At 44.0% G+C, this 13787-nt stretch carries 11 protein-coding genes and 1 other RNA gene; 8 read left to right on the forward strand and 4 right to left on the reverse strand.

Annotated features, from left to right (window positions below; all coding sequences use genetic code 11):
• Positions 1-9: 9 nt before the first annotated feature.
• Genes LWP20_RS05655 through LWP20_RS05665 form a run of 3 tightly spaced genes read left to right on the forward strand, consistent with a single transcriptional unit; the run spans position 10 to position 4687 of the window.
• Entirely contained in the window at positions 10-1788 is a 1779-nt protein-coding gene (locus tag LWP20_RS05655) for a LamG-like jellyroll fold domain-containing protein (RefSeq protein ID WP_242927153.1), read from the forward strand.
• A 2-nt stretch (positions 1789-1790) separates the two neighbouring features.
• Entirely contained in the window at positions 1791-3146 is a 1356-nt protein-coding gene (locus LWP20_RS05660) for a polysaccharide deacetylase family protein (RefSeq protein ID WP_242927154.1), read from the forward strand.
• A 59-nt stretch (positions 3147-3205) separates the two neighbouring features.
• Entirely contained in the window at positions 3206-4687 is a 1482-nt protein-coding gene (locus tag LWP20_RS05665; protein WP_242927155.1) for a lipopolysaccharide biosynthesis protein, read from the forward strand.
• A 132-nt stretch (positions 4688-4819) separates the two neighbouring features.
• Here the strand turns inward: LWP20_RS05665 and LWP20_RS05670 are convergent, their stop codons facing one another.
• The 4 genes from LWP20_RS05670 to ffs form a co-directional block, all read right to left on the reverse strand.
• Positions 4820-5536 carry a cell division ATP-binding protein FtsE gene (locus LWP20_RS05670; RefSeq protein ID WP_242927156.1) on the reverse strand — a complete coding sequence of 239 codons (717 nt, stop codon included), beginning with the start codon at positions 5534-5536 and terminating at the stop codon, positions 4820-4822.
• A 6-nt stretch (positions 5537-5542) separates the two neighbouring features.
• Positions 5543-5746 carry a fructose-6-phosphate aldolase gene (locus LWP20_RS05675; protein ID WP_242927157.1) on the reverse strand — a complete coding sequence of 68 codons (204 nt, stop codon included), beginning with the start codon at positions 5744-5746 and terminating at the stop codon, positions 5543-5545.
• A gap of 104 nt (positions 5747-5850) precedes the next feature.
• The gene (fsa, locus tag LWP20_RS05680; protein ID WP_242927158.1) at positions 5851-6507 is read right to left on the reverse strand and encodes a fructose-6-phosphate aldolase; all 657 of its coding nucleotides are present in this window, start codon (positions 6505-6507) and stop codon (positions 5851-5853) included.
• 242 nt (positions 6508-6749) lie between these two features.
• Positions 6750-6847: signal recognition particle sRNA small type (gene ffs / locus LWP20_RS05685), an RNA gene on the reverse strand.
• A gap of 847 nt (positions 6848-7694) precedes the next feature.
• Here ffs and guaA point away from each other — a divergent pair.
• From guaA to LWP20_RS05710, 5 genes are all read left to right on the forward strand, one after another.
• On the forward strand, positions 7695-9224 hold the full coding sequence (gene guaA, locus LWP20_RS05690) for a glutamine-hydrolyzing GMP synthase (protein ID WP_242927159.1): 1530 nt from the start codon (positions 7695-7697) through the stop codon (positions 9222-9224).
• Between the two features lie 106 nt (positions 9225-9330).
• The gene (locus LWP20_RS05695; protein WP_242927160.1) at positions 9331-11037 is read left to right on the forward strand and encodes an ABC transporter substrate-binding protein; all 1707 of its coding nucleotides are present in this window, start codon (positions 9331-9333) and stop codon (positions 11035-11037) included.
• A gap of 17 nt (positions 11038-11054) precedes the next feature.
• On the forward strand, positions 11055-12353 hold the full coding sequence (gene hemL / locus LWP20_RS05700; RefSeq protein WP_242927161.1) for a glutamate-1-semialdehyde 2,1-aminomutase: 1299 nt from the start codon (positions 11055-11057) through the stop codon (positions 12351-12353).
• Between the two features lie 195 nt (positions 12354-12548).
• The gene (dcd, locus tag LWP20_RS05705; protein WP_242927162.1) at positions 12549-13085 is read left to right on the forward strand and encodes a dCTP deaminase; all 537 of its coding nucleotides are present in this window, start codon (positions 12549-12551) and stop codon (positions 13083-13085) included.
• Positions 13086-13267: 182 nt separating this feature from the next.
• Entirely contained in the window at positions 13268-13768 is a 501-nt protein-coding gene (locus LWP20_RS05710) for a DUF4890 domain-containing protein (RefSeq protein WP_242927163.1), read from the forward strand.
• The last annotated feature ends 19 nt before the right edge of the window (positions 13769-13787 follow it).

Below are 13787 nucleotides of genomic sequence, written 5' to 3' on the forward strand. Positions count from 1 at the left end.
ATACCTCCTTTGAAAACAGTTGTTACGCTTCTGCTAAGTGCTCTTACAATTTTCAGTTTTTTTTCAGTACATGCGCAAGGTCCTGTAAATGCTATCAGATTAGATGGCATGGATGATTATATTGATTGCGGTACAAGTAACAGAAATATAAAAAACATTATTACTGCCGAAGCATGGGTAAAAACTGGTTCTTTTAAATATCATTGGGTATTGGGCAAATATGATCGTTACTCTGAAGGAGGGTATCATCTTATTATTAAAGATGGGAAAGCAGCCTTTGCTGGTCGTGACGGATCAGGGAATTATAAAAACTCAGGCTATTCCAGTGTATTTGTTAACGATAATAATTGGCATCACTTAGCTGGTATATGCAACAATGGCATTTGGCAAATATATGTGGATGGGATCCTACAGTCCCAGTTTATTTCGGGATATCCAAACACTGATCTTACTAGTACGGCACCACTTGCAATCGGAAAAGATTTTGTATCAGATAATGAAACCTATACAGGCCAAATTGACGAAGTAAGAATTTGGAGGAAAGCCCTTACAGAATCTGAAATTCGTAAGAACATGTGTCAGAAAATATCACCTACAACTGCTGATTTGGTTGCTTATTACAGGTTTGATGCTTCTTCCGGTACTTTAGTCGAGGATTTAAGTTCTTCTAAAATAAACGGCACCTTCCGCAATATGACCTCTGCCGCCTGGACATTATCCGGAGCACCGATTGGAGATAAAAGTGTATACAGGTATACCGATAACTGGAATGCATCGCTTGAAATGGTAACGGATATTGCCAATTTTTCTGTCACCAACATTGACCAAGCTATCAAGGGCTTTCATTTATACCAGATAGCCTCTCCTCCTACCAATTCAAACGGCATCATACCAAACCCACAGGAGGTAAAAGAATACTATGGTTTGTTTAAGGTTGGAGACAGCGACAAAAAGTATAAAATATGGTTTAAGCAGTATGCTCTTTACTGTGGTGGAAAGCTTTTCCGCAGGTCTGATAACTCAGCTTCTACCTGGGGTGCCGTTGCTGATACAGTAAATACTCCCGTCATCGTTTATAATGCTTCTGCCAACTATGGTGAGTTTGCCGCCATAAGCCAAGTTAATGCTCCCCTAACTATAACCGGGCCAAACACTATTTGCTCAGGAGCTACTGCTACCTTAAGTGTTGCAGCCGGGAGCGGCGAAACAATTAAATGGAGTACCGGGGCTACTACTCCTTCTATAACCATATCCTCAGCTGGAACTTACTGGGCAGAGGCAACAAACTCCAATGGATGTACCGCACGTAGTGAAATAAAAGTAGCAGTACAACAAGAGCCCTATCTAAATTGGTTACCAGAGTATACTATTTATGAAAACGAATCAGTTATGCTTGATGCCACTGTAGCCGGAGCCACATACCTTTGGAATAATGGCCAAACTACGCCTACATTACAAGTAGTACAGCCCGGCACCTATCGCGTCAATATCTCTCTTAATGGTTGTAATTTTTTACACGAAACAGTTGTCAAACGTGTATGTCCGATTATCCCGAATATAATAACCCCTAATGGAGACGGCAATAATGATGCTTTTGTTGTAGAAGGGGCAGACCCATCCTATCTTGAAATAGAAATTTTTAACCGCTGGGGAAAATGTATTTACAAAAGTGCACGTTATGATAACAACTGGTCGGCCGCAAATGTACCGACTGGTGTGTATTATTATCAACTAACCAGCCGGCAAACTAAAAAAGTATATAAAGGCTGGCTTGAAGTCCTTAGGTAGCTTTGTTTAAATTAGATTACGTCCTTCTTCATTTTCGCAGCCTTTTTCCAGGCTCAGAAAGTATAGTTTTAAATTACACAGGTACGCCGAGTACCGAGCGTGGCAGTATCAACATCCGCAAGTATACAGGTAGTTTTTTCGAAGGCAAAAGGCCACGGCCAAACCAGGTTGTCTGGAAAGAATGGGAGGGTATGCGAATGCCATTTTTCTTCGAAGAAGATGCTTCACAGGATGTTATAACTTATGCAGATGGCGTTGCCACTATCAATTACGACATCATTTCTTCGGCTTTTTATTTGCTTAGCGGCTGGCAGGAGCACTATGGCGTAGAGCGTGATAAATTCGGTCGTTATACTTACAAAGCCAGTGTACAGGCCAAGTATAATATCATAACAAAGCCTGTAGTAAATTACTATTTCGAGGTGCTGCGAAAAGCTATTGAGCAGGTGCATGGCAAAAAGTTACAATACCGAACCTGGCCAAATGGAAGCAGCTTTGCAACCTGCCTCACTTATGATGTAGATCGCCTGCACTCGGCCTGGAAAGTAGCTGGCATGCCTTTACTTCAGAGTGGTAATTTTAAGAATTTCACGGTGTTGCAGCTCAAAAACATGTTCAGCAAAGACCCCTGGAATAACCTGCCCGATAGCATGTTGCTTGCTGAACGCTTTGGCGCCAGGGCAACTTACTTTATGCTGGCCAGCAACCAGCGCTACAATGGTAACCCCAATGCCGATTACGACATCACCAAACCCAAGTATCAGCAACTGGCCAAAAGTATAAGCGAAAAAGGCCACGAAGTAAGTATACACGGCAGCTTTGGCACCACCAACGATTTGCAGCAACTCAAGTCGGATGCACGGAAACTTCCTGTAAAGCCGCTTGGTAACCGCTTTCATTACCTGTGCCATATACCCGAAAAAACACCTCAACTGCTCGATCAAAGTGGTTTAAAGTATGATTCTACGCTGGGCTTTGCCGATCATTTTGGATTCCGGAATTCTTATTGCCACCCCTTTTACCCTTATGATTTTAAAAACAGGAAAGCGTATACTTACCTCGAGTTGCCGCTAAACCTGATGGATATTACGCTCATAAACCCGCATTACATGCACCTGAAACCATCTGAGGTGCTGGAAGCCATAGAACCAATGTTGCAGGAAATTATGCGCTTTAACGGGTTGTGTACCATACTCTGGCACAACGAAAATATTTCTTCTTTTTCGGAATACCCATTGCCAAAAGGCGAGCCTAGTTGGCGGAAAGTATTAGAAGATCTCTTGAAAAAACTACAGTCAAACGGAACTGCATTTCTTACCTGTTCTGAGGCTGCTGAGCAGGCATCTATAAATATATAGCTGCTACTAGATTGCCTTACAAAGTATAAACTATAGTTTTGCAGCCTAAACTATAGTTAATGAGTAAAAAGCTGCAGCGCGAAGGCATCTGGAACACCATCATATCGTATGCCGGTATCCTGATCGGGTATGTGAACACCGTGCTTCTTTTTCCTAATTTTATGGATGAGGAGCAGGTGGGCCTTACGCGCTTGCTTACTTCTATTGCCACCATGTTTGCACAGTTTTCGGCACTGGGCTTTGTGAACATGAGCGTTAAATATTTCCCTTACTTCCGCGACAAGGAAAAGAAGCACCATGGCTTTCTGTTCCTATTGCTGGCAGTTCCGTTCCTGGGTTTTATAGTTATTTCAGGGCTTTTTATACTTTTCAAGCCAGCCATAATTTCCTATTATACCGAGTCGCCGCTTATCAGTTCGTATTACTATTACATAATACCGCTGTCGTTTTTTACGCTGCTGTTTAACCTGCTCACCTCCTACCTGCGGTCGTTCTTTAAAACCATTATTTCCTCTTTTGTACAGGATTTTCTTCAGCGCATACTTATCTCTCTGCTGATAGCCTTATACGCTTTCAACTGGATCAACTTCCAGCAATTTGTGCTCTTATACATTGGCGTAACTTCTGTAATGGCGCTGTCGCTTATAGTTTATACTATGTGGCTTAAACAGCTGTTCTTATGGCCATCGGTACAGGGGCTGCGCATACTTCCTGTCCGGGAAATGATGGTGTTTGGCCTCTTCACTTTTATGGGCAACATATCGGTAACCATTATTAAAACCGTGGACCAGGTCATGATAAGCTCCTACAGCCTGGGCGATAACGCCATTTACACGACTGCTTTTTTTGTAACGAGTGCCATTATCACACCTTCGCTTGCTGTTTTAAAGATCGCATTCCCGCAGGTGGCGGAGTTCTGGAAAGATCAGGACCTTATTGGCCTCGAGAAATTTTATAAGCAGATAACAGTTATCAATCTCATCATTGGCTTGCTGCTTTTTATCGGTATCTGGGCGAATATCGATAACCTTTATACTTTTATGCCAAAGAGTTATAGTGCGGGTAAGTATGTGGTGCTGTTCCTGGCAATGGCGCGGCTCGTGGATCTGGCAACAGGTATAAACGGAATTATACTTGCCACTTCCGATAAGTATAGATGGGATTTACTGTTTAACGTTGTACTAGCCTTTCTTACCATCTGGACAAACTATATTTTTATCCCGCTCTACGGCATTAACGGTGCTGCATTTGCCTCTATGCTGTCTTATATCACAATCAACCTTGCGCGATTATTTTTTGTGCAGTGGATCTATAAAATGCAGCCTTTTACGTGGAGTTCGGTTAGTATAACTGTAATTGCAGCCGTTGCGCTTGGCGCCTCTTACCTCCTGCCGTATTTAGGCAATGTGTTCCTCGATATTACTGTGCGCTCACTTATTATTACTGCCATTTACGCAGGCCTTACCCTGGGCTTTAGAGTATACCCAGAGCTAAACGAGTGGGTGCTTAAGCTGGTAAGAAAGTACGCCGGAAAAAGCTAGCAGATATTCTTATACTTGCTGGAGTAATATTCCGGAAAAATACAGGTTTTGTATTTGAGCTGGTTTAAGTCATAAAATAAAAAAGCACAAGTCGTTACACTTGTGCCAGTTGTTTATACTTGAATCTAAGCTCTAATTATTGAAGCCATTCATCAATGCAAACTCCTCTACTTTAGAATCCAGCACCTTGCCTTTTTCGCATTTAAGCACTCGCTTCGGATAGCGGTTGATGATCTCGTAATTATGGGTAGCCATAAGCACGGCAGTTCCGCTGTTATTGATCTCCAGAAAAAGCTTCATGATATCGTCGGCCACTACAGGGTCCAGGTTACCGGTTGGCTCATCTGCAAAAAGTATCACCGGCTCGTTTAACAGGGCGCGAGCGATAACAATGCGTTGCTGTTCGCCCCCTGAAAGCTGGTGAGGCATTTTATTCGCGGCGGCATCCAGGCCCACACGCATCAAAACTTCCGAAATACGCTGCTTTATTCTCGATTTATCTTTCCAGCCGGTAGCTTTTAACACAAACGAAAGGTTTTCAGCAACTGTACGATCGAATAGCAACTGGAAATCCTGGAAAATGATGGCGATTTTACGACGCAGGAAAGGCACCTGCTTGCGCGGCAGCTTGCTCAGTTTAACATCAGCTACAGCGGCATGGCCCGTCAGGAGTTTCAGGTCGGCATACAGGGTTTTAAGCAAAGAGCTTTTTCCGCTTCCGGTGCGGCCAACTAAGTACACAAACTCGCCTTTGTCAATATCAAAATTTACATTGCTCAGAATTGTGTTGCTATCCTGGTAAATAGCTACATCGCGAAGCGACACCACCGGAGAAGATGAAAAACTCATGTATACTTAAATCTCTAATTTCTGCAGTTTACCAAATTCTAACGACTCTATCAAAGCAGCCAGCGCATCTTCTTTGCCTTCCAGACCATAACGGTCAAGGTTTTTAAGCGGTCGGTCGGCACGGAAATAGGCAATGAGCACAAAATTATCGTCGCGCAACTGTATATAGTCCGGAATTTTAGCTTTGCCTTTTACTTTGATGATGTACATTTTTTAGAATCAAGAATTTAAAATTGAGAATCAGAAATTATGCTAATTGTTTAATTTTTCTCTACACAATTCTTAATTCCAGATTCTCAATTCTTAATTAACTCTTACTTATTGCCTTTGGCGTGGTCGGACAGAAACTTCTGAAGACCGATATCTGTAAGCGGGTGGTTTAGCAGACTTGTAATTACGTTGAGCGGGCAAGTAACAACATCAGCACCTATTTCAGCGCACTGCACCAGGTGCATTACGTGGCGAACAGATGCAGCCAATACCTGTGTCTGGTAGCCATAGTTGCCATAAATCTGAACAATCTGCTCAATTAGTTGCAATCCATCGGTAGAAACATCATCCAAACGACCAACAAACGGAGATACATACGTAGCGCCAGCCTTGGCAGCCAGCAAAGCTTGCCCGGCAGAGAATACCAGTGTACAGTTTGTTTTAATGCCTTTTTCGCTGAAGTAACGGATCGCTTTCACGCCATCACGGATCATAGGCACTTTAACAACGATGTTCGGGTGCAGTTCAGCTAAAAACTCACCTTCCTTTACAATGTTTTCATAATCTGTCGCGATTACTTCTGCACTGATGTCGCCGTCTACAATTTCGCAAATCTGCTTGTAATGCGCCATTACGTTATCATGGCCGAAGATGCCTTCTTTTGCCATTAACGAAGGGTTGGTGGTTACGCCATCCAAAACACCCAGGTCGTGGGCTTCCTGAATTTCCTGCAGGTTTGCAGTATCAATAAAGAATTTCATAATGCTTGGGTTGTGATTTGCTTACAAAGCTAACGCAATATGCACTAACACAAAAGCTATAAAGCAAAAGATGCAGGACAAAATTAGTGATGCAAAGCAGATGTCAGGTAGAAAGCTGGATTATGGGGAAAATTCAGGTGCCTGGATCGGAAGGGCAAAACCGGATTTTATACTTGCGGATCTGAAGGAAAGTATGCGAAAAGGAATGTGGGAAGGAGGAATCCTTGAGGTATGGGCAAAAAAAAGTGGCAAACCAACATCGCGCCGCTACAACCATCTACCCTTGCTACCTTCCGGTCCTGGGGGAGTTCGACGGGAGCTGGCCGTGCCGATTTGCCGTTACAAAAGTACGGGTTTTATTATTCTTTGCAAACTATAGCTGTATAAAATCTTTTGTTTTTTAACTTATCAGGTATAACTAACTGGTTTAAGGAGTATTAAAATTTAGTATTGTTATTTGGAGCTTGTAGAGGGATCTGTTATAGTTTCATAGTTTAAGCTTTTGCAATTGGTAAGCAGGCTATACTTTCAATTTACCCGTTTTCCTGGGAGCTTTACTTGCCTATCGTTTTATTTTTGCTTTGGTGCCCTCAGGCCGGGAGGCCTCGTTTCTCTTCCTCGCCGCTGTGTTCCATCCTGCCTCCGCTGCGCTGCGGCTGCCCTAAGCGGGCACCGGATCTCACAAGGCGGCTCAACAGAGAAACTGGAATTGATACTGCTCAGAAGACAGCTATGCAACTGAAACCACTGTCCCCTTGAGGGACTATAGGGGTGTTAATACTTTAGATATAACTTGCACTTTAAGAATTACCAAGAACTAAGTCCCCCTTTGAAAGGGGCAGGGGAATGACCAATTGGAACTACAAAGCAATAGCTTTTCCAGGTGCACCCAATGACGCTTCGATGTTTGAGCGTTCAGCGAGTTTCGAATTGTCTTGATTCTTTTGCTTACAGGGGTGCAGGGGCCCCTTTTAGACTTTCTCATCAAGGAGAAAAGTGAGGCCCAGCCGGCGAGGCGAAAGCTAACAAAGAGCAATAAAGCTAAATCAATGTATAAGCATCTATAAAATGTAAGGCAGCTTGTGAGACTATTAAATTATATTTAGCCTACCTTACTTCAACCCCTCCACAACACTTATATAGTTAAAAGTATTGGCAAATACTGTAAAAGCACCTTACCTTTGCGCATGCCAGAAAAAATACTCATCCTCGACTTTGGCTCCCAATACACCCAGCTTATAGCCAGGCGTGTACGCGAGCTTAATGTATATTGTGAGATATACCCTTATAATAATGTACCGGCCTTAACGGACGATGTAAAAGGTGTTATACTTTCGGGCAGCCCCTGCTCCGTTCGCGACTTCGAGCACCCGACCATCGATCTTAGCCAGTACATGGGCAAGCTGCCATTGCTAGGCGTTTGTTACGGAGCTCAGCTGATCGCACACGAAAATAACGGCGAAGTTACTCCTTCTACCATTCGGGAATATGGCCGCGCCCGCCTTACCGAGCTGCACAACCACGACCGCCTTTTAAAAGAACTTACACTAGGTTCTGTAGTTTGGATGTCTCATGGCGATACAATAAAGGAAATCCCTGACAATTTTGAAGTAATTGCAAGCACAGAAACCGTTCGTGTTGCGGCTTACAAACTTCGCGACCAGGAAACATATGGTATCCAGTTTCACCCGGAGGTAACGCACTCAGATGAGGGCAAAACCCTGCTGCGTAATTTCGTGGTACATATCTGCGGTTGCCAGCAAGACTGGACTTCGGAGCAATTCATTGATACCACTATAGCCGAGCTGCAACAACAACTTGGTAATGATAAAGTAGTACTTGGCCTTTCAGGTGGCGTTGATTCCAGTGTGGCTGCCATGCTGATCCATCATGCAATTGGCAAAAACCTGTACTGCATATTTGTAGATAACGGCCTGCTGCGCAAAGACGAGTTCGAAAGCGTGCTGGATTCTTACAAGCATATGGGCCTGAACGTAAAAGGGGTTGATGCAAAAGATAAGTTCTACACCGCTTTAGCCGGATTAACAGACCCTGAACAAAAACGCAAAGCCATAGGCCGGGTATTTATCGAGGTGTTTGACGAAGAGTCTCACCAGATAGAAGATGTGAAATGGCTGGCGCAAGGCACTATTTACCCTGATGTGATCGAATCGCTGAGCGTGAAAGGTCCTTCGGCAACTATAAAATCGCACCATAACGTTGGTGGCCTTCCGGATTATATGAAACTGAAGGTAGTGGAGCCTCTGAAAACACTTTTCAAAGACGAAGTTCGCCTGGTGGGTAAAGCCCTTAAGATAGACGATGCTATACTTGGGCGCCACCCTTTCCCGGGTCCGGGCCTTGCTATCCGTATTCTAGGAGATATCACCCCACAAAAGGTACAGATCTTGCAGCAGGTAGACCATATCTTCATCAGCAACCTTAAAAAAACGGGTTTGTATAACGAAGTATGGCAGGCAGGCGCCATCCTAACGCCGCTACAATCGGTAGGTGTTATGGGCGATGAGCGTACGTATGAAAATGTGGTTGCATTGCGTGCTGTTACAAGTATAGATGGCATGACCGCAGACTGGAGCCGTTTACCGTATGAGTTCCTGGCCGATGTTTCGAATGAGATCATCAACAAAGTAAAAGGCGTAAACCGCGTTGTCTACGATATCAGCTCTAAACCACCGGCTACTATTGAGTGGGAATAATATAATGAGTGAAATCTGATTGAGTGGATGTGTGATTACAATTACTATCCTACACATTTACTATCCTACACATTCGCTCAATCGCTCATTCAAAATTTATAACATTATGAAAAGAAGCTTTTTAAAGCATGCAGCTGCATGGTTTATAGTTGGCGCGCTGGCTTTTCCGGCCAAGGCGCAGCAGAATAACGAGGTAAAGTATAGCAACGGTAAAATTCTGCTGGAGCAACAACGCTATGATCTGGCGATGGCTGAGTTTCTGCCTCTTACAAATGCTGCTGCAAATTCGGACTACGCTCCTGAAGCTTCATACTTATATGCCCTGGCTGCCCTGAAAGCAAATAAACTGCAGGAAGCAAACCAGATGCTAAGCCAACTCAAAGCACAACATCCGCAATGGGCTGGTATTGCAGAGGCCGATTACTTGCTTGCAAATGTTTGGTTTGAGCGCGGCGAGTATGAAAAAGCACTTTCTATACTTGATGGTATAAAGTCTGATAACCTGTCTTCGGATGCAGATGGCCTGAAACGCTATTACCTGAACCGCTTAAATGATCGCCCGACCTTTGAAAAGCTGCTGCAACGCTTCGAAAATGATAAAGCCGTAGCCCAGGTATACGCTGACAAACTGGTAAGCGGCTGGTACCGCCCACAGGACCAGGCACGCCTGGAAAGTATAGTTGATAAGCATAAACTCGATCGCAAACGTTACCTAAGCAAAGATGCTCTTAAAAAGCAAGGGTATAATGTAGCGGTGTTAATGCCATTTAACCTTAACCAGGATATGGTGCAAACTGCACGCAAAAATCAGTTTGTAACTGACCTTTATGCAGGCATGAAACTGGCCCAGGATTCGCTTCAGAAACAGGGCCTTAATATTAATTTATTTGCTTACGATACCGGTACTGATACAACCGGTGTACGGAAAGTACTTAGCGCCCCTGAGTTAAAACAGATGGACATGATCATCGGTCCTATCTATAAATCATCGGCTAAGATGGCGGCTAAGTTTGCCACAGCTACCAATATTCCGGTAATTAACCCGCTGTCACAAGATCTTTCTATTACCAATAAGAGCGATAATGTTTTCCTGTTTGAGTCTTCTGTGGCAACGCAGGCAAAACAGGCCGCCACGTATGCGTTCCAGAATTTCTCGCCTAAAACAGCCATTATACTTTACGAGAATACAAAAGACGATACCACATTTGCTTACCATTACCGCCAGCAATACCTGAAACTTGGAGGTAAAATAAAACTGTACAAAAAGATCAGTTCAAGCCAGACTTCTGCCACTGCCGCTATTTTTAACAACCTGAACCTGAAAGATGCCGGGCACATGGCCGTTTTCTCAGAAAAGATGATAGCAGCCATGAACACAGTAAGTTTGCTGGAGAGCCGGGCTTCTAAATTACCGCTGGTAACCTATGATAAATGGCTGAACATTAATCAGATAACCTTACGCCAGTTCGATGATCTGGAAGTATACTTTATCAGCCCGAAGTATATCAACGCCGAATCGCAGGGTATGCAGTGGTTCAGAAAGAACTATACCAGCAAGTATAACATGCCGCCTTCTGTGTATGCAAATGCCGGCTTCGAGATGGTATACTTCTTTGGGAAGATGCTGCAGGAGTATGGTACTGGTTTAAACCAGAATCTTGCGGTTGCCGGCATCAGGCCGGGCGTACTTTACCAGGGCGTAGGCTTTGCCGACCCTGGCGTGCGTAACGAGCTGCGCCATGATAACCAGTACCTGCCCATCACCAAATTAGAAAACTTACAACTTACCGTGGTAAACCCTGTTTACTACTAAACCTATACTTTTAAGAGATGAAGAATGCTCCGATAAGTGAAGAACTTTTCCAGCGTGCCCAGCACTCCATACCGGGCGGTGTAAACTCCCCTGTTCGTGCTTTCAGGGCCGTAGGTGGTAATCCACGCTTTATGGTTTCTGCCAACGGGCCTTATATGTTTGATGAAGACGGTAACCGTTACATCGAATTTATAAACTCCTGGGGGCCCATGATACTAGGCCATGCCGCTGAAATTGTGCAGGAAGCCGTGCAGCAAGCCATACCTAACTCATTGTCGTTTGGTGCGCCAACGCGGAAAGAGATCGAGATTGCCGAACTGATCATAGACATGGTACCTTCCATTGAAAAGGTGCGCATGGTTAACTCCGGTACCGAAGCAACCATGTCTGCCATACGTGTGGCGCGTGGTTATACTGGCCGCAACAAAATGGTCAAGTTTGAAGGCTGCTACCACGGGCACGGCGATTCGTTCCTGATTGCAGCGGGTAGTGGCGCCATTACGCTCGGTGTACCTGATAGCCCTGGTGTTACGCAAGGTGTAGCCGCCGACACGCTTACTGCTCCTTATAACGACCTTGAAGCTGTTAAAACACTGGTAGAAGCTAATAAAGACCAGGTAGCAGCCATTATACTGGAACCTGTAGCCGGTAATATGGGTCTTGTACTTCCTAAACCAGAATTCCTTCAGGGTCTGCGCGATATCTGCGATAAAGAAGGCATCGTTCTTATTTTTGATGAAGTGATGACAGGTTTCCGCCTGGCTCCGGGTGGTGCTCAGGAACTGTTTGGTGTAACGCCTGATCTAACCACACTTGGTAAAATTATTGGTGGTGGCATGCCGGTTGGCGCTTACGGTGGTAAAGCAGAGATCATGAACTTTGTAGCTCCGGCAGGACCAGTTTACCAGGCAGGTACACTTTCTGGTAACCCAATCGCCATGTCAGCGGGTATGGCCATGCTGAAGTACCTGAAAATGCACCCGGAAGTTTATACTAACCTGGAGGCTACTACTTCTAAAATGGTAACTGGCATGCAGGATAATATGCATAAACTGGGGCTGAACTATACTATAAACCAGGTTGGTTCTATGTTCAGCATTTTCTTTACTCAGCAACCTGTAACAGATTTCGAAAGTGCCAAGACTTCGGATACTGCTTTATTTGGTCGCTATTTTAATGCTATGTTACAGCGTGGCATTTACCTGGCCCCGTCGCAGTACGAGTCGTTGTTTGTTTCTACTGCTATTTCTGATGCGCTGGTAGCCGAGTACCTGAAAGCAAACTTCGAGGCTCTACAGGAAGCTATTCAAAAATAAACTGATCAACATAAAGTATAGAACGGCAGCTTTTGAAAGGGCTGCCGTTTTTGTTTTTAATAATTGTTCCATCCATCCTGGCAAACTATATAATGCCTGCTGTAGGTTTCTTCTTTAATTCAGAGATATACTGCTTCAGCAATACAGCAATTCATCAATTTTACTTACTTTTACATCTACTTTTGAGCCAGCCCCATGATATTAACAGATAAGCAGATTTTAGCGGAGATAGAAAAAGGCACCATTCTGGTTGAGCCCTTTAATCGTGCCTGCCTTGGCACCAATTCATATGATGTACATTTAGGCCGCTACCTGGCAACTTACAGGAGCGAAGTTCTGGATGCCCGTTTTCATAATGAGATCGATGTATTTGAGATTCCGGAAGAAGGCTTTGTGCTGCGCCCTGATACCTTATACTTAGGCGTTACGCTGGAGTATACCGAAACACATGCACACGTACCGTTTCTGGAAGGAAAATCTAGCGTAGGCCGCCTTGGTATCGATATTCATGCAACGGCTGGCAAAGGCGATGTGGGCTTTTGCAACACCTGGACACTGGAGATATCGGTTACACAGCCTGTTCGCATATACTATGGCATGCCAATTGGCCAGCTTATTTATTTTGAAGTAAAAGGCGGCATAGAGAACTACTATAACAAGAAAGAGAACGCCAAGTATAACAACCGCACCATAACTCCGGTAGAGTCTATGATGTGGAAAAACAACTGGTAATCCTTCCCAAATATTTTATAGTAACTGCGCCAACTTATACTTTAGGTTGGCGTTTATTTTGGCATAATATCTGAGTATACATAGATGTAGCTTATTTTTTACTTCGCTGGAATCTTTTGCTACCTCCTGGCGTTAAGGATATAACTAAGCACAAGTACAACACTAACTAAAACAGGTAGATTATGAAAAAGGTAATGGTTTTGATTTGCTTATCTTTAGGTATTGGTTTCAGCGCATCTGCAACAAGCGGCAACACTACTACTTCCGGAGATAAAGCAGTCGATAAGAAAGCAACAATGGTGATTGAGAAGAGAGCAACGAACCTTTCTGATCAGATGATCCGCGAGCTGCGCCTCAACAACTACCAGTCAGCTAAGATCAGAGCTATAAACCTGGATAAGGTGAATAAAATGCAGGCTGTAGAGACTGCTTATGCAGGCAACCAGCAACTGATCGATGAGAAATGCAAGGCTATCTGCTCTGAGCGTGATCGTGAATTAGAAAACGTTTTAAGCACTATTCAATATAACAAATACTTTGGAGCCCGTAAGGCTTTCACAAAGCAGGATAGAGAATTTGTAGCCAGCCTGAACAACCAGAACAGCAATGGTGGTTCTTCAGAAATTGCTACTGCTGACAACGCAACGCAGGCTAACAACACTGCAACGCCAGCTGTTAACTAAGACTATAATATTTAAGGTA

It is taken from the genome of Pontibacter vulgaris, from assembly GCF_022758145.1.
Taxonomy (GTDB): Bacteria; Bacteroidota; Bacteroidia; order Cytophagales; family Hymenobacteraceae; genus Pontibacter; species Pontibacter vulgaris.

Coding starts and splice junctions, on each gene's coding strand:
- LWP20_RS05710 (WP_242927163.1), top strand. CDS start 13,268: ATGAAAAAGGTAATGGTTTTGATTTGCTTATCTTTAGGTATTGGTTTC.
- guaA (WP_242927159.1), top strand. CDS start 7,695: ATGCCAGAAAAAATACTCATCCTCGACTTTGGCTCCCAATACACCCAG.
- LWP20_RS05675 (WP_242927157.1), bottom strand. CDS start 5,746: ATGTACATCATCAAAGTAAAAGGCAAAGCTAAAATTCCGGACTATATA.
- LWP20_RS05695 (WP_242927160.1), top strand. CDS start 9,331: ATGAAAAGAAGCTTTTTAAAGCATGCAGCTGCATGGTTTATAGTTGGC.
- fsa (WP_242927158.1), bottom strand. CDS start 6,507: ATGAAATTCTTTATTGATACTGCAAACCTGCAGGAAATTCAGGAAGCC.
- LWP20_RS05665 (WP_242927155.1), top strand. CDS start 3,206: ATGAGTAAAAAGCTGCAGCGCGAAGGCATCTGGAACACCATCATATCG.
- hemL (WP_242927161.1), top strand. CDS start 11,055: ATGAAGAATGCTCCGATAAGTGAAGAACTTTTCCAGCGTGCCCAGCAC.
- LWP20_RS05670 (WP_242927156.1), bottom strand. CDS start 5,536: ATGAGTTTTTCATCTTCTCCGGTGGTGTCGCTTCGCGATGTAGCTATT.
- dcd (WP_242927162.1), top strand. CDS start 12,549: ATGATATTAACAGATAAGCAGATTTTAGCGGAGATAGAAAAAGGCACC.